Consider the following 17,422-nt stretch of genomic DNA (forward strand, 5'->3'; position numbering starts at 1 on the left):
CACGGATGACGCCGCGCAATCCTTCCAAACTTGCCTTATGCGCTGGCTAGTTTAGCAAACTGTTCGCGCAGTTTTTCAATTGTCGCCGAAAAACTGAGCAAACGCTCGTTTTCTTGCGCAACGATGGCGGCAGGGGCGCGCGCGACGAAACTTTCATTGCCCAATTTGCTGTTGACCTTGGCAATTTCCGCTTCAATGCGGGCGATTTCCTTGCCCAGACGCTCGCGTTCGGCGGCCACGTCGATTTCCACTTTCAGCATCAGCTTGGTGGTGCCGACGATGGCGACGGCCGCTGGCGAGTCCGGCAGCGCATCGACGATCTGCACTTCCGCCAGCTTGCCCAGCGACTGGATGTACGGTGCGTACGACGCCAGCGCTTCTTTCTCGCTGGCATTGCCTGCCTCGACGATCAGGGGCACGCGCACGGAAGGCGAGATCTGCATTTCGCCGCGCAGGTTGCGCGTCGCGTCCGTCAACGCTTTCAGCTGCTGCATCCACGCTTCGGCCGACTCGTCGATCTTGTCGGTGTTGGCGATCGGGTACGGCTGCATCATGATCGAATCACCCTCTGGCTTGAGCGTCTTGCCGGCCAGCGGCGCCACCGTTTGCCACAGCGCTTCCGTGACGAAGGGGATGATCGGATGGGCCAGGCGCAACACCACTTCCAGCACGCGCAGCAGGGTGTGGCGGGTGGCGCGCTGCTGGCCTTCCGTGCCTTGCTGTACTTGCACCTTGGCCACTTCCAGGTACCAGTCGCAATACTCGTCCCAGACGAATTTGTAGATGGTGGCGGCGATATTGTCGAAACGGAAGTCTTCAAAGCCCTTGGCCACGTCCAGCTCCGCCTTTTGCAGCAGGGAGATGATCCACTTGTCCGCTTGCGACAGGTCGGCCTCGTTCGGCGAGCAGTCCTTGCCTTCCGTATTCATCATGACGAAACGGGTGGCGTTCCACATCTTGTTGCAGAAGTTGCGGTAGCCTTCGCAGCGGCCCAGGTCGAAATTGATGTTGCGGCCCAGCGAGGCATAGCTGGCCATGGTGAAGCGCACGGCGTCCGTGCCGTAGGCCGAAATGCCTTCCGGGAATTCCTTGCGCGTCGCCTTGGTGATCTTTTCCGCGTCGCGCGGGTTCATCAGGCCCGTCGTGCGCTTGACGATCAAGCCTTCCAGGTCGATGCCGTCGATCAGGTCGATCGGGTCCAGCGTGTTGCCCTTCGACTTGGACATCTTCTGCCCTGTCGAATCGCGCACGAGGCCGTGCACGTAGACGGTTTCAAACGGCACCTTGCCCGTGAAGTGCGCCGTCATCATGACCATGCGCGCGACCCAGAAGAAGATGATGTCGAAACCCGTCACCAGCACGGACGACGGCAGGAAGGCCTTCATGTCCGGCGTTTCTTCAGGCCAACCCATGGTCGAGAACGGCACCAGGGCGGACGAGAACCACGTGTCGAGCACGTCGTCGTCGCGCTTCAAGGGGCCCGTGCTGCCGGCGGCCAGCGCCTTGGCTTCCGCTTCGGCTTGCGTTTTCGCAACAAAGATATTGCCCTTGTCGTCGTACCACGCCGGGATTTGATGGCCCCACCACAGTTGGCGCGAGATGCACCAGTCCTGGATGTTGTTGAGCCACTGGTTGTAGGTGGTGCTCCAGTTTTCCGGCACGAACTTGATTTCGCCGCTGGCCACTTTATCCAGCGCCGTTTCCGCGATCGATTTGCCGGGGAAGAAAGTGCCTTCCGGGGCCGGCTTGCTCATGGCGACGAACCACTGGTCCGTCAGCATCGGCTCGATGACGACGCCCGTGCGGTCGCCGCGCGGCACCATCAGTTTGTGCGGCTTGACTTGCTCCAGCAAGCCTTGCGCGTCCAGGTCGGCGACGATCTGCTTGCGCGCGGCGAAGCGGTCCATGCCGCGGTACGCTGCCGGCGCGTCGTCCGTGATCTTCGCGTCCAGCGTCAGGATGACGATTTGCGCCAGTTTATGGCGTTGGCCCACGGCGTAATCGTTCATGTCGTGCGCAGGCGTAATCTTCACGCAGCCCGTGCCGAATTCCTTGTCGACGTATTCGTCGGCGATGATGGGGATTTCGCGGTCCGTCAGCGGCAGTTTGAGCATCTTGCCCACCAGCGCCGTGTAGCGCTCGTCCGTCGGATCGACGGCCACGGCCACGTCGCCCAGCATGGTTTCAGGACGGGTGGTGGCCACCGTCAGGAAGCCGCTGCCGTCGGCCAGCGGGTACTTGATGTACCACATGGAGCCGTCTTCTTCCTCGGACACCACTTCCAGGTCCGAGACAGCCGTGCCCAGCACGGGGTCCCAGTTGACGAGGCGTTTGCCGCGGTAGATCAGGCCTTGCTCGAACAGGCGCACGAAGACGTCGGTGACGACTTTCGAGCGCGGTTCATCCATCGTGAAGTATTCGCGCTGCCAGTCGGCCGAGGCGCCCAGGCGGCGCATCTGGCCGGTGATGATGGAACCGGATTTTTCTTTCCATTCCCACACTTTTTCCACGAATTTCTCGCGGCCCAGGTCATGGCGCGAAATCTTTTGCGCGTCCAGCTGGCGTTGCACGACGATTTGCGTGGCGATACCCGCGTGGTCGGTGCCGGGAATCCAGGCCGTGTTGTGGCCCAGCATGCGGTGGTAGCGGGTCAGGCCATCCATGATGGTCTGGTTGAACGCATGGCCCATGTGCAGGGTGCCGGTGACGTTCGGCGGCGGCAACTGGATGCTGAAGGAAGGTTTTCCGGCATCGAGGGTGGCGGTGAAGTAACCGCGCTGTTCCCACTCGGTGCGCCAGAATTGTTCAATGTCGGCGGGCTCGAAAGACTTGGCTAATTCCATGATTTGGCGTGTGATTGGCAAAAGGAACCATTATAAGGGGTGCATAAAGCATGCGCAGCAAATAGCGGGCCTGGATGGGCTGAAAAGCCGCGCACGATTGAGCAATATTGCTTCATTGTATTTTTTCTAAGCTATCATCTTTGCAACATTATTTGAAAGTCCAGAAGATCATGAAGAAATTGTGGCAATTGGCCGTGCTCGGCGTCGGATTGGCTGCCGGGGAAGCATGCGCCGGCGTACCTGAGGGAATGGCGGCTTTCCAGCGCGGGCGCTGCATCGATGCCGTGGCGCAACTGCGCGGACCGGCGCTGGGCGGCAATATCAAGGCGCAAAAGGTTCTCGGCGATATCTACCTGGGCGAGGAGCGATGTGCGGACGTGGCGCGCAGCGATGCCGAAGCCGGACGCTGGTATCTGCTGGCGGCCAAGGGCGGCGATCGCGTTGCGCAGGACGAACTGGTTTCCCTGTATACGAGCTGGTCGGGCAGCCTGCGCAATCCCGCGCGCGCGCTGCCCTGGCTGCGCAGTCTGGCGTCGCAGGGCGCCGGCGAACCGATGGCGCAACTGGCGCAAATGTATGAACGGGGCGAAGGCGTGCCGGCCGACAAGGTGGTGTCGTATGCGCTCAGACTGCTGGCGCTGCAAGACAAGAAATGGAAGGGCGCGGCCGAACTGGAGACGTATCTGCCGGCGCGCCGCCGCGCGATGTCGCCGGACCAGGTCGACGAGGCCGTGCGCCTGGCCGGTCGCTGGAAGCGCGGCGCATCCCTGCCGGCGACGTCGCAGACGGGACGGCGCTCGCCGCAGGACTGGTACCGCCGCGCCGCCGAGGGCGGCGACATGGACGCAGCCTACCAGCTGGGCATGCTGTGCTGCAACGGGGCGGACGGCCTGGATGAAAAGGAGGCCGCCCGCTGGCTGCGCAAGGCCGCCGAAAGCGGCCATGCCAAGGCCCAGCTGCAGCTGGCCATGATGTACGGCCTGGATCGGGGCGTGCCGCAGGACTATGTGCTCGCTTCCATGCTGAGCCAGCTGGCGGCGGCGAGCGGGGAAGCGGGGGCCTCCACCGCCGTGGCCGGCTGGGCAAAGGCGATGAATGCGGCGCAAAACGCCGAAGCGGACCAGCTGGCGCGGGCGTGGAAGGTGGGCATGCCGCTGCCGCAGCTTACCGTGCACGGCATGGAACGGGTGATCCATTATGTGCGCGAGGCGCGCGACAAGCTGCCGCCGACGCCCGAGGTGAGCGCGCTGTTCGACGCCGCCAGCGAGGGCGATGAAGCCGCTTTTGGCAAGCTGCTCGCCGGCGTCGCCTCGCCGGGTGCCTACCGGAGCGGCGAGAATACCTTGCTGCACGTCTTGATCTTGCCCGCCTACAGCCTGGTCGAAGCGGAACAGGCGTGGCAGAAGGCGCAACCGCGTCTGGACGATGAGTTGCTGCGACAGATGCAGCGGCGGGCGCACCGCGAGGCGCAACGCGAGCGGCACGCCGCGCTGCTGCCGGCCAAGCTGCGCATGATGACGCTGCTGTTGCAGCGCGGCGTGCCGGTCGCTGAAGGCACCGGGGGCAGTAGCGTCGCGCCCCTGCATCTGGCGGCCATGTATGGCAATGCCGCGATGGTGCGCCTGTTGCTGGCCCATGGCGCCGACGTCCGGCATTACGGTGCCGGAAACGAGACGCTGGCGCCGCTGGAATACGCGCTGCAGCAGGAAGCGGCGGGCGTTCTGCCGGAATTGCTCGACGCGGATGAGCGTACGGCGAACATGATTGCCTTGCTGGACGCGGGTTCGGGCCTGCCGTATCTGGTGGGCGACCAGCGCATGGCAGAGCTGCGCAAGGCTCAGAAGACGAAAGACGGCGCGGTGAGGCCGGCCGAACGGCCGCTGGCCGATGACATGCTGTGGAGCCGCTTGCTGGGCCTGACGCGCGGCACCGAAGTGCTCGATAAAATGCTGGCCACCGGCACCACGCCCGAGATCGACGACAAGGGCAAGTCGCTGTACGCCTACGCTGCCGAAGCGGGCAACGCCGGCGCGCTGGACTGGCTCAAGCAGCGCGTGCCGCGGCATGATGCGAAAGGCAATGACCGCTGGCTCGATGCCGCGATGCGCGCCATGTACAAGCACGAGCCGGCGTCCGACGATGTGCTGCGCCAACTGGTGATGCCCGGCATGCCGTGGACGCAAGTCGGCCCCGCAGCCGAGGGGGGGCACATGAGAGAACTGAAGACGCTCGATACGCTGCACCTGGAAACGGAGACGCTGCTGTGGCATGCCGTGCGCAGCCAGCGGCCCGACTGGGTCGTCCGCCTGGCCGCGCTGGGCGCGCCCGCCGTCAGCGATGGCTATCGTCCCCCCTTGCTGGCGGCCGTCGAAAATGGCGATGCGGCGATGGTCAAGCTGCTGCTGGGTCTGGGCGCCGATCCGCTGGGCGGCGAGTTCCCCGTCTTGCGGATGGCGCTGAAACTGAAGCCGACGCCGGAAAACAATACCGTGCTGACCCAGCTGCTGGCGGCCGTCACGGCGCGCCAGCCGCCAGCAGACCTCAAGTGGTCGCCGCTGGACGAGGCGCTGCGCTCCGTGCGCGATGCGGCCGGCGTCGAGCGGGTACGCCTGATGCTGGCGGCCGGCTTGCCGGCCAGCCAGTTGAGCAATAGCGCCGCCATGTTCGCCGTGGCGTCGCCGCAGCGCGCACTGGCGCCGCTGTTGCTGGAGCACGGCATGTTGCGGCGCGCCGACGGCGTGCGGCGCGCGCCGGGCGATGCGGCGGTGCTGCGCCAGGCGCTGCGGGCGCGGCGCGCCGATCTGCTGTTGCCTCTGCTGGACCTGGGACTCGACCCGAACTGGCGCGGCGCCAATCAGAAGAGCGCGCTGGAGCAGGCCATCGTCAGCGGCGAGACCGAGGCAGTGCGTCTGTTCATCGCGCGCGGCGCGCGGATCGATGAAAGCACGGAGCACGCATGGGGCAGCGCGCTGGACCTGGCCGCCGCCAGCCTCGACGCCGATATGCTGGCCCTCGTCACGCGCGGCTCGACGCTGCCGCTGGACAAGGTGTGCCTGCCGGATACGTCGAACCTGGTCAACATCGTCATGAACGCATCGGACGTGTATTGGAACTTGCTGCTCAAGCAGGGTTTTGCTGTCGCGCCGCAACAGTGCGAGCACGCCATGGCGCCGCGCCTGATCACCGCCTTTGCCGACGAACCGGGGGGCATACTGGCCGGCTGGCTGGGCCAGCGCTTTGCCGCGCGCCTGCCGCGCCTGGCCGGCGGCCTGCGGCAGCTCGCGCCGCAGGACTGGAGCGCGCTGCGCGCCGCCGGGCGCGACGACATGCTGGTCATCCTGGCGGCCGGTGGCTGGCGGGTGCCGCCGGCCGCGGTTGCGCCCGCGCCCGTACACAAGGACAAGGCTGCCGACCTGGCGCTGCAACAGCGTTTGCCGGGGCGCTATGCGCTGGGGCGCAAGACCGAGGTCGCATCGCAGATCGTCCTGCGCGCCGACGGGCGTTTCAGCTACGGGATGGTGTATGGCGTCGATGAGCAAGCGGCGCAGGGGCGCTGGTCGGTGCTGGACGGCGCGCTGCTGCTGCAGGGCGATGGAGCATCGCCCGATGCGCCATTTGCGTTGCTGCCGCCGCGCCCGGGCGATGCCACCACCGGCCCGGCCCGCATCATCGTCGAATACCGCAACGAGGCCGTGCCCGATATCGGCCTGGCGGCGCTGGGCGATGCGCCCGCGTTCGCCAAAGGCGTCAGCGGCAAGCAGCCGTGGCCGGTGCCGTTTGCCGGGCCGCTACGGCATCTGGCGCTGTCCCATCCGGAAACGGGCGTGGCCACGGTGGTGCTGCCGGCCCGGCAAGGCCTGTTGCGTTTTGCGCTGTATCCGCCGCGCCCGGGCATGCGCGATTTCCACGCCGTCATCGGCATCGAGGATGGCAAACTGGCCTGGGATCGCGACGGGCAAATGCTGTTGTACGACAGGGTGAAGTAAGCGCGACCGTCGCCTGGGCATGGCGGCCGCCCCGGCATCGGGAGGGGGGTGTAAGCCCGTGTTTTGGCGGCCTGGCGAGTCGTTTTACTGCAACAGAACGGGGATGACGGCGCTGCCGATGCTATAATGCCGGCCTCGGCGCCTCCTGCCTCATCCTTGCGGACGGCGCCAGCAGACGCGGTGGTATCAATGTTTCATATCCAACACTCGTCCGCGTCTCAAGGCCAGCGCATCCGCGATGCCAGCCACCTTCAGCGCGTCCCCTTCGGGCGGTGCGCCTGAGCCACGCGCACCGCCAGCGGTGCACCATTCACGGCGGAATCAAAGCGGCACGTCCATTGCACGCCGCTGCCGCCACAGCTTAGCCAGGATCTTTTGTCCGGCGCGTCGTTTTTTGATACGGCATCCCCCGCATGGCGCCTTGCCGCTTGTGGCTTTGCCGTGGCCGCCGCTTTCCTGGTTTCGCTTTTACAAGGAAATCATCATGAAAAAAATCGCCATCGTTGCCGGCCTTGCCACCACCCTGGGCGCCTTGCCTGCCGCACACGCCCAGTCGTCCGTCGAGCCGTCTTCCGTCACCCTATATGGCTTGATGGATGCGGGCCTGGTGCAGGAAGGCGGCGTCAGCAAGCTCACCAGCGGCGTGTCGGCCGGTTCGCGTCTCGGCTTGCGCGGCACGGAATCCCTGGGCAATGGCTTGCACGCCGTGTTCACCCTGGAAGCGGGTGTTCTGAGCGACACGGGCCGCTCCGACCAGGCGGGGCAATTGTTTGGCCGCCAGGCCTTTGTCGGCATCGACAGCCCGCTGGGCATGCTGACCGTGGGGCGCCAGTACAACCTGCAAAGCCAGGCGCTGACCGACGTGGCCGACCCGTTCGAAGGCGGCCTGGCCGGCGCGGCAACCAACCTGGCCGGCTATTCGGCCACGCGCATCGACAATACCGTGCGCTACACTTCGCCCGAGCTGCGCGGCGTGACGGCGACGGTGATGTATGGTGCCGGCGAGCACACGGGGATGGCGGCAGATCAACGTTCGCTGGGCCTGGCCCTCGGCTATGTCAACGGTCCCCTGACCTTGCGCCTGGCGCGCCAGAGCCGTGCCGGCGAGCCGGGCAAGGCCGACGTCAACAACACCATTCTGGCCGGTAACTACAACTTTGGCGTGGCCACGGCGTTTGCCGGCTATGGCCGCAACACGGGCGATGGCAGCACCATGTTCTTTGCGGAAAATCCGTACGGCGCGGCGCAGGCGCCGGCCCAGTCCACCGACAGCCGCGACGCCATCGTCGGCGTCTCCGTGCCGCTGGGCGCGACGACCCTGCTGGCCTCGTATGTGCGCAAGGATGACCGCGATGCGGCCAACCGCGATGCGCAGCAGCTGGCCATCGGCGCCACGTATGCCTTGTCCAAGCGCAGCAAGGTGTATGTCGCCTACGCGCACATCCGTAACCGCAACGACGCCGCCTATATGGTGGGCAATGCGACGGAAGTGGGCAGCGGCAACCGCGCCTTCAACGTCGGTCTGCGCCACGCGTTTTAAGCGGGCAGCATGCTGCCTTCGCGCAGCAGCGCTTCGAAGGCGGGCGCGGCCAGGGGGCGGCTGAACAAATAGCCCTGCATCTGGTCGCAGCCGTGCTGGCGCAGGAAGGCCAGCTGCTGCGCCGTTTCCACGCCTTCCGCGATCACTTTCAGGCGCAAGCTGTGCGCCAGCGAAATGATGGCGCGCACGATGGCCGCATCGTCGTCGCTGTGCGTGATGTCGCTGACGAAGGTTTTGTCGATTTTCAATACGTCGATGGGGAAGTGGCGCAGGTAGGCCAGGCTGGAATAGCCGGTGCCGAAGTCGTCGATGGACAGTTGCACGCCCAGTCCCTTCAGCTTGGCCATGATGGACGTGGCTTGCTCCACGTTATGCATGACCATGCTTTCCGTCAATTCCAGTTCCAGATGGGCGGCGGCGAGGCCCGTCTCGGCCAGTGCCTGCGCCACCGCGTGCAGCAGATTTCTTTGCTTGAATTGCCGCGCCGACAGGTTGACGGCCAGGCGCAGCGGACCGTGGCCGGCCAGTTGCCAGGCGCGCGTCTGGGCACATGCCGTGCGCAGGACCCAGTCGCCGATCTGCGTGATCAAGCCCATTTCCTCGGCCAGGCCAATGAAGCTGGCCGGTGGAATGCGTCCCAGTTGCGGATGTTGCCAGCGCAGCAGCGCTTCCATGCCCACCACCACGCCGCTGGCCAGGTCCAGCTGGGGCTGGTATTCGAGGTGGAATTGCCCCCGCTCCAGGGCGTGGCGCAATTCGCTTTCCAGTCCCAGCCGCTCCAGGGTGCCCGCATTCATGCCCGACGCATAGAATTGCCAGTGGCCCCGTCCCTGTTCCTTGGCGCGGTACATGGCGATGTCGGCGTGCTTGATCAAGGTGTCGGCATTCTGGCCATCGTCGGGATACACGGCCACGCCCATGCAGCAGCTGAGAAAAAATTCATATTCGCCCAGTTGCAGCGGCTGCGCCACGGCGTCCTGAATGCGCTGCAGGATGGCGGCGCCCGGTTCGCCATTGCCATGCTGGGGCAGCAGCAGCACGAATTCGTCGCCGCCCAGTCGCGCCACCGTGTCGACTTCGCGCGTGGCGTCGCGCAGGCGCTCGGCCACGTTTTTCAGTACCTGGTCGCCCGCATCGTGGCCCAGCGTGTCGTTGACGAATTTAAAGCGGTCGAGGTCGATGAACACCACCCACAGGGGCAGGCCGTTGCGCCGCGTCACGGCCATCGCCTGCTCCAGCCGTTCGCGCAGCAGGGCCCGGTTGGCCAGGCCCGTGAGGATGTCGTGCCTGGCCTGGAATTCCATCTCTTGTTCGAAGCGCATGACGGTGCTGATGTCGTATTGCGCCACGACAAAGTGGCTGACGGGGCCATCGCCATCGTCGCGCACGGGCGCGACGAACAGCTCGCTCCAGTAGCAGCTGCCATCCTTGCGGAAATTGCGCACGATGGCCTTGCCTTCGCGCTGTTCGCGCAGGGCCGCCGTGATGGCGTGCATGTCTTGCCGTCCTTGCTCGGGACCCTGCAAGTCTTCCAGGCGCCGGCCGATGATTTCCTCGGCCGCATAGCCGGTGATGCGCTCGAAGGCGGGATTGACGTATTCGATCAGGTAGCCTGGCGCGTCGGCGCTGCACAGGATGATGGCATTGGCCGACACTTCGATGATGCGTTCGCGCAGCCGCAGCGATTTCTCATTGTGCATGCGCGCGGCGATGTCTTCGGACAGGCGCAGGTTGGCGAACTGCAGCGCCGCCGTGCGCTCGCCCGTGATGCGGGCAATCACGGAATTGCGCGACACGAGCTGAAAGACATACGCCGTTGCAAGCAGGCTCGACAGCAGGCCGCCCAGCAGCACGTACAGGGAGCCGCGATGGTTCGCATCCAGGCTCATGCCGTTGGCTGGCAGCAGGGCGGCGCGCAGCGTCTGTCCGCTGGCGTGGTACTGCAGCAGCAGCCGGGTGCTTTCCGACTCGATCTGGCGCGCCGAGACATAGCACAGGGCCGTCAGGCACAGTCCGACCGCCAGAGTGATCAGGGCCGAGGTGGAAACGGAAATGGAGATACGTTTGAAGAATGATTGCATGATGGCGTCCGGTGGCAGTGCCGGTGCCGATCCATGATCCGGCAGCCCTGGCAGTGATGCCGACTGTAGGGCGCGCGGCACAGGGCCGTCCGTTCGCTGGCGAACGGACAATCATGCCCACAAGAAATATAGTCGCGTCATTGTGCCGTCGCTGTGTTACGCTGCTGCATATGGCGCCCCTCGTTCGGACGTCTTACCTCTATCCCCTAGCTGACGACTGGAAACCAGGAAAACTGCCCATGTCGAGTCCGCATGCCCAGCTGCACAACCCGAATCAAAACCATTTGCTCGCCGCCATGCTCGACGCCGATTTCGCGCGCCTGGCCCCCCACCTGGAGCAAGTCTCCATGCTGCTCGGTGACGTGATCTACGATTCTGGCGACAAGCTGCAGCATGTGTACTTCCCCACCACGGCCATCGTTTCCATTCACTACCTGCTGGAAAACGGCGGCTCGTCGGAAATCGCCGGCGTCGGCAATGAAGGCATGGTGGGCGTGTCGCTGTTCATGGGCGGCAACTCGACACCGAGCCGCGCCGTCGTGCAGACGGGCGGCGTCGGCTACCGGCTCAAGGCCCACCTGCTGATGGAAGAATTCGACCGTGCCGGTCCCGTCATGCGCTTGCTGCTGCGCTATACGCAAGCCCTGATCACGCAAATGTCGCAGACGGCCGTGTGCAACCGCCACCATACGGTGGAACAGCAACTGTGCCGCTGGCTGCTGCTGACCATGGACCGCCTGCCGAATCGCGAGCTGACCATGACGCAGGAGTTGATTGCCAACATGCTGGGCGTGCGTCGCGAGGGCGTGACGGAAGCGGCCGGGCGCCTGCAGCAGCGCGGCTTCATCAGTTACCGGCGCGGCCATATCTCCGTGCTGGACCGTGCCGGCCTCGAAGGCCATGTGTGCGAATGCTATGGCGTGGTCAAGAAGGAATTCGCGCGTCTGCTGTCGGACGTGCGCCAGCGTCAGGGTTCCTAATACCGCAATCCCCTTCCTATCGTTGTCATTGTCCAGGCTCATCATGCAATCTGTCGAAAACATCCCCCCGCGCGCGCCGTCGCGCTGGCCCATGGCACTGGCATTTTCGTTCAGCGCCGTTGCGCTGCTGGCCGTCGGCGTGCTGGCCTGGCGCGCGCCGTTCGAGACGGCCTGCGTCATCGACGCGCTGGTCTTCCTGCTGCTGATGCTGTTGGCGGCACTGTACCGGCGCACCTCGGCGGCCAGCCTGCCGCGCCAGCTGCTCAAGGCGGGCGCCTTGCAGGATGCGATCTTCAACAGCCCCAATTTCTCGTGCATCGCCACCGATGCGCAAGGCGTGATCCAGATTTTCAATGTGGGCGCCGAACGCATGCTCGGCTATGAAGCCAGCGACGTGGTCGACAAGCTGACGCCGGCCGGTATTTCTGATGCGCAAGAAATCATCGCGCGCGCCGCCGCCCTCAGTTCGGAACTCGACACCGTCATCACGCCGGGCGTGGAAGCGCTCGTGTTCAAGGCCTCGCGCGGCATCGACGACGTCTATGAACTGACGTATATCCGCAAGGATGGCAGCCGTTTCCCCGCCATGGTCTCCGTGACGGCGCTGCGCGACGCGCAGAGCAAGGTCATCGGTTACTTGCTGATCGGCACCGACAACACGGCACGCAAGCAGGTCGAGGCGGAACAGGCGCTGCTGGACCAGCGCTTGCGCGAGCAGCAGTTCTATACGCGCTCGCTGATCGAATCGAATATCGACGCCCTGATGACGACGGATCCGCGGGGCATCATCAGCGACGTCAACCAGCAGATGGAAGCGCTGACGGGCTGCACGCGCGACGAATTGATTGGCGCGCCGTGCAAGAACTACTTTACGGAACCGGAACGGGCCGAGGAAGCCATCGCGCGCGTGTTGCGCGAAGGTAAGTTGACCAATTACGAACTGACGGCCCTGGCGCGCGACGGCAAGCAGACGGTGGTGTCGTACAACGCCTCGACCTTCCACGACCGCGACCGCAAGCTGCAGGGCGTGTTTGCCGCCGCACGCGACGTGACGGAACGCAAGCAGTTCGAGCAAGCCTTGCAAGACACGAACATCGAAATGGAAAAGGCCCGCCAGGCGGCGGAAAAGGCGAACCTGGCGAAGTCCGAATTCTTGTCGAGCATGAGCCATGAATTGCGCACGCCCTTGAACGCCGTGCTGGGCTTTGCCCAGCTGATGGCCTCCGAGACGCCGGCGCCGAGCTTGCCGCAACAGCGTTCGATCGACCAGATACTCAAGGGCGGCTGGTATCTCTTGCGCTTGATCAATGAGATCCTCGACCTGGCCATGATCGAGTCGGGCAAGGTCACCATGTCGCAAGAGGCGATGTCCTTGCTCGACGTGCTGCAGGATTGCCAGGCGATGATCGCGCCGCAGGCGGAAAAACGCGGCATCAGCATGCATTTCCCCCGCTGCGGCAAAGCCTATTATGTGCACGCCGACCGCACGCGCGTGAAGCAGGTGATGATCAACCTGCTGTCGAACGCCATCAAGTACAACCAGAGCGGCGGCAGCGTGAAGGTCGAGTGCAGCCGCAATGGCGACCGCGTGCGCACCAGTGTCACCGACAGCGGCGCCGGCCTGAATGCCGAACAGATGAGTCAGCTGTTCCAGCCCTTCAACCGCCTGGGCCAGGAAAGCAGCACGGAAGAGGGCACGGGCATCGGCCTGGTCGTCACCAAGCAACTGGTCGAACTGATGGGCGGCACCATCGGCGTCGACAGCACGGTCGGCGTGGGCACCACCTTCTGGGTGGAATTCAAGGCGTCGCGCGCGCCTGAGCTGCATCTGGACGAGGGCGAAGTGCTGTCCGTGGCGCAAGAGAACCAGGAAAGCCTGCGCACTCTGCTGTACGTGGAAGACAATCCCGCCAACCTGGCGCTGGTCGAGCAATTGATCGCCCGCCGCAGCGACTTGAAACTGCTGACGGCCATCGATGCGCACCTGGGCATCGACCTGGCGCGCACCTACCAGCCGGACGTGATCTTGATGGATATCAACCTTCCCGGCATCAGCGGCTATGGCGCCCTGCACATCCTGCATGATGATCCGCTCACCAGCCACATTCCCGTCATGGCCCTGTCGGCCAACGCCGTGCCGCGCGACATCGAAAAAGGCCTGGAGGCGGGTTTCTTCCGCTACCTGACCAAGCCGATCAAGGTCGTCGAATTCATGGACGCGCTCGACGTGGCCCTGCACCATGCTGCCGAGCATGGCCTGGCCGACGACACTCACGCAGTACGCTAATTCAGCAATTATTTTAGGAATACCGCCATGCTTCAAGCCACCGAGATCCTCAACGCCAGCATCCTCATCGTCGATGACCAGGAGGCCAACGTCATGCTGTTGGAACAGGTGCTACGCAATGCCGGCTATACGCGCATCACGTCCACCATGGACCCGCAAGCCGTGCACGCGCTGCACCAGCAGCACCGCTACGATTTGATCCTGCTCGACTTGCAGATGCCGGAAATGGATGGCTTCGAAGTGATGGAAGGCTTGCGCGACATCGAGGCGGGCAGTTATCTGCCGGTGCTGGTGATCACGGCCCAGCCCGGACACAAGCTGCGCGCGCTGCAGGCCGGCGCCAAGGATTTCGTCAGCAAGCCCTTCGACCTGGTGGAAGTCAAGACGCGCATCCACAACATGCTGGAAGTGCGCCTGCTGTACCAGAAGCTGGCCGAATACAACAAGTCGCTGGAACAGATGGTGGAAGAGCGCACGGCGGAGTTGCGCGAAAGCGAAGCGCGCTTCCAGCGTTTCACGGAACTGTCGTCCGACTGGTACTGGGAACAGGATGCGCAAGGCAATCTGACGCGCTTTTCCGGTCCCGTGGCTGAAATGCTGGGCATCGGCAGCGAGGAAGAGCCGCAGCGCTGGAATGCGGCCGAGCGCGCGCTGCTCGATGCAAAAATTGCCGCGCGCGAACCGTTTCTCGATTTTATCTACAGCCGTGCCAACCTCGACGGCAGCACGCAGTACCTGCAGGTCAGCGGCGAACCGATGTTCGACACGGGCAGCCGCTTCATCGGCTACCGCGGCATCGGCCTCGACGTCACGGAGCGCCAGCGCAAGATTTGATTTGTGACGGGCTGATTTATACTTGTCGGTCTCCACATCGACAAGGAAAGCATCATGGCCGACAAATCACCACCGCAATACTGGTTCCCCGCCAAGACCTATGGCTGGGGCTGGGGCATGCCCATCACCTGGCAGGGCTGGCTGGTCTTCCTGGCCGCGCTGGCGCTGTTCGCCTGCGGCGCTTTCCTGTTCCCGCCGCAAGAATCGCTGGCGCTGTACATCGTCTATGAAGTCGTCATCGCCGGCGCGCTCGTCGGCGTGTGCTGGCTGAAGGGGGAACCGACCGGCTGGCGCTGGGGCAAGAAAAAATAGGCGCCGTATCTGCTGCATTGCAGCAGATGCACAAACACGACATCGTCAAGAAATCATCTGGCCACGCGGCGTGAACCGCGTATAATTGGCTCGCTGCCGCAAGGCGGCAAACGCTAGGGGTCCTGCCTTTTGCTGTGGAAACACAGTGCAAGCGCGGGTGAGAAATACCCTCCGAACCTGATCTGGATAATGCCAGCGAAGGGAAGCTTTAGGATGAACGCACCTGCTTTTCCGCGTGCGCACAGCCGAACCTCCTTAGCTGGCTCCAGGCTTAAAAATAGTCTAGCCAAGGAGCCAAAATGAACGCCAACCCGAAATTCCTCTCCGCCACCGCCACGGTCGACGAAGCCGCCATCGCGCCGCTGCCCAATTCGCGCAAGATCTATGTTGAAGGCAGCCGCCCCGACATCCGCGTTCCCATGCGCGAAATCAGCCAGTCCGACACGGAAGCGTCGTTCGGCGGCGAAAAGAATCCGCCGATCTACGTGTACGACACGTCCGGCCCCTACACGGACCCGGACGTGCAGATCGATATCCGCTCGGGCCTCGATACGCCGCGCCTGCCGTGGATCATGGAGCGTGCCGACACGGAGGAATTGCCCGGTCCCACCTCCGACTACGGCATCGCCCGCCTGGCGGACCCCAAGCTGGCCGAGCTGCGCTTCAACCTGCACCGCAAGCCGCGCCGCGCCATCGCCGGCAAGAACGTGACGCAAATGCATTACGCGCGCCAAGGCATCATCACGCCGGAAATGGAATTCGTCGCCATCCGCGAAAACATGCGGCGCCAGGAGTACTTGCGCGAGCTCAAGGCTTCCGGCCCCATGGGCGAACGCCTGGCCGACCTGATGGGCCGCCAGCACCCGGGCCAATCGTTCGGCGCCAGCATCCCGGCTGACATCACGCCGGAATTCGTGCGCGAGGAAATCGCCCGCGGCCGCGCCATCATTCCCGCCAACATCAACCACCCGGAAGTCGAACCGATGATCATCGGCCGCAATTTCCTGGTGAAAATCAATGCGAACATCGGCAATTCGGCCGTGACGTCTTCCATCGGCGAGGAAGTGGAAAAGATGACCTGGGCCATCCGCTGGGGCGGCGACAACGTGATGGATCTGTCCACCGGCAAGCACATCCACGAGACGCGCGAATGGATCGTGCGCAACAGCCCCGTGCCGATCGGCACCGTGCCCATCTACCAGGCGCTGGAAAAGGTCAACGGCAAGGCCGAAGATCTGACTTGGGAAATCTTCCGCGACACCCTGATCGAGCAGGCCGAGCAGGGCGTCGACTATTTCACCATCCACGCGGGCGTGCTGCTGCGCTATGTGCCGATGACGGCCAAGCGCCTGACGGGCATCGTTTCGCGCGGCGGTTCCATCATGGCGAAATGGTGCCTGGCGCACCACCAGGAATCGTTCCTCTACACGCATTTCGAAGAAATCTGCGAAATCATGAAGGCGTACGACGTGTCGTTCTCGCTGGGCGACGGCTTGCGCCCCGGCTCCATCTACGACGCCAACGACGAGGCGCAGCTGGGCGAACTGAAAACCCTGGGCGAGCTGACGCAAGTTGCCTGGAAGCACGACGTGCAAGTGATGATCGAAGGTCCGGGCCACGTGCCCATGCAATTGATCAAGGAAAACATGGACTTGCAGCTGGAGCAGTGCGGCGAAGCGCCGTTCTACACCCTGGGACCGCTGACGACGGATATCGCACCCGGCTACGACCACATCACCTCGGGCATCGGCGCGGCCATGATCGGCTGGTACGGCACCGCCATGCTGTGCTATGTGACGCCGAAGGAACACCTGGGCCTGCCCAACAAGGCGGACGTCAAGGACGGCATCATCACGTACAAGATCGCGGCGCACGCGGCCGACCTGGCCAAGGGCCATCCGGGCGCGCAAATCCGCGACAACGCCCTGTCGAAGGCCCGCTTCGAATTCCGCTGGGACGACCAGTTCAACATCGGCCTGGACCCGGACAAGGCGCGCGAATTCCACGATGAAACCTTGCCCAAGGATTCGGCCAAGGTGGCGCATTTCTGCTCCATGTGCGGCCCCCATTTCTGTTCGATGAAGATCACGCAGGAAGTGCGCGAATACGCGGCCGGCATGGGCATCGCGGAAGACCAGGCGCTCAAGCAGGGGATGGAAGTGAAAGCCATCGAATTCGTCAAGAACGGCGCCGAGCTGTACCGCAAGGTCTGAAGGAGAGCGTGATGCCTGCATTGATATCCATCACGCTCAACGGCGCACCGCACCAGGTGCCGCCCGGGCAGACACTCGACCAACTGATCGCCGCGCTGTCGCTGGAAAACCAGGCGCTGGCGCTGGCTGTCAACCGCAACGTCGTGCCGCGCAAGGCGTGGCCGGGACAGGTCTTGCAGGTGCAAGACCAGGTAGAAATCGTACGCGCCATCGGCGGCGGCTGAAAACGTCCAAGCAAACCTACTGCGCGGCGCGCTTTGCGGCCTGCGATGCTCACCGGCTCGGCGCCCCCGTGCTTCAGCACGGTTGCGCGTCTCGGCCACAAATCATCGCCGCTCGCTACGGT

Annotated in this window: 10 protein-coding genes and 1 riboswitch; of the genes, 8 read left to right on the forward strand and 2 right to left on the reverse strand. The window is 64.1% G+C overall.

From position 1 onward, the window contains the following. Positions 1-35: 35 nt before the first annotated feature. Positions 36-2,843, reverse strand: coding sequence for a valine--tRNA ligase (locus GCN78_RS21755; protein ID WP_152253558.1), 2,808 nt, complete (start codon positions 2,841-2,843; stop codon positions 36-38). A gap of 170 nt (positions 2,844-3,013) precedes the next feature. Here GCN78_RS21755 and GCN78_RS21760 point away from each other — a divergent pair, with 170 nt between their 5' ends. Together GCN78_RS21760 and GCN78_RS21765 are read left to right on the forward strand one after the other, a co-directional pair. Next, positions 3,014-6,829, forward strand: a complete 3,816-nt coding sequence (locus tag GCN78_RS21760; RefSeq protein ID WP_152253559.1) for an SEL1-like repeat protein — start codon at positions 3,014-3,016, stop codon at positions 6,827-6,829. A gap of 484 nt (positions 6,830-7,313) precedes the next feature. Then, positions 7,314-8,369, forward strand: coding sequence for a porin (locus tag GCN78_RS21765; protein ID WP_152253560.1), 1,056 nt, complete (start codon positions 7,314-7,316; stop codon positions 8,367-8,369). Here the strand turns inward: GCN78_RS21765 and GCN78_RS21770 are convergent. Further along, on the reverse strand, positions 8,366-10,450 hold the full coding sequence (locus GCN78_RS21770; protein WP_152253561.1) for a putative bifunctional diguanylate cyclase/phosphodiesterase: 2,085 nt from the start codon (positions 10,448-10,450) through the stop codon (positions 8,366-8,368). The two genes, GCN78_RS21765 and GCN78_RS21770, sit on opposite strands and share 4 nt — an antisense overlap. 239 nt (positions 10,451-10,689) lie before the next feature. On the opposite strand from GCN78_RS21770, the gene GCN78_RS21775 reads away from it, so the two are divergent. From GCN78_RS21775 to thiS, 6 genes are all read left to right on the forward strand, one after another. Beyond that, a complete protein-coding gene (locus GCN78_RS21775; RefSeq protein WP_152253562.1) occupies positions 10,690-11,430 on the forward strand; it encodes a Crp/Fnr family transcriptional regulator in 741 nt (246 codons plus the stop codon). Between the two features lie 43 nt (positions 11,431-11,473). After that, positions 11,474-13,717, forward strand: coding sequence for a PAS domain-containing hybrid sensor histidine kinase/response regulator (locus GCN78_RS21780; protein WP_152253563.1), 2,244 nt, complete (start codon positions 11,474-11,476; stop codon positions 13,715-13,717). A gap of 27 nt (positions 13,718-13,744) precedes the next feature. Further along, entirely contained in the window at positions 13,745-14,551 is an 807-nt protein-coding gene (locus tag GCN78_RS21785; protein ID WP_152253564.1) for a response regulator, read from the forward strand. Positions 14,552-14,605: 54 nt separating this feature from the next. After that, the gene (locus tag GCN78_RS21790) at positions 14,606-14,863 is read left to right on the forward strand and encodes a hypothetical protein (protein WP_152253565.1); all 258 of its coding nucleotides are present in this window, start codon (positions 14,606-14,608) and stop codon (positions 14,861-14,863) included. A gap of 105 nt (positions 14,864-14,968) precedes the next feature. Continuing rightward, positions 14,969-15,084: riboswitch (TPP riboswitch) on the forward strand. 78 nt (positions 15,085-15,162) lie between these two features. Then, complete coding sequence (thiC, locus tag GCN78_RS21795) at positions 15,163-17,076, forward strand: phosphomethylpyrimidine synthase ThiC (RefSeq protein ID WP_152253566.1); 1,914 nt, start codon at positions 15,163-15,165, stop codon at positions 17,074-17,076. A 20-nt stretch (positions 17,077-17,096) separates the two neighbouring features. Further along, positions 17,097-17,300, forward strand: a complete 204-nt coding sequence (thiS, locus tag GCN78_RS21800; RefSeq protein WP_071079564.1) for a sulfur carrier protein ThiS — start codon at positions 17,097-17,099, stop codon at positions 17,298-17,300. Positions 17,301-17,422 lie beyond the last annotated feature (122 nt).

The organism is Janthinobacterium rivuli (assembly GCF_009208735.1).
GTDB lineage: Bacteria > Pseudomonadota > Gammaproteobacteria > Burkholderiales > Burkholderiaceae_D > Janthinobacterium.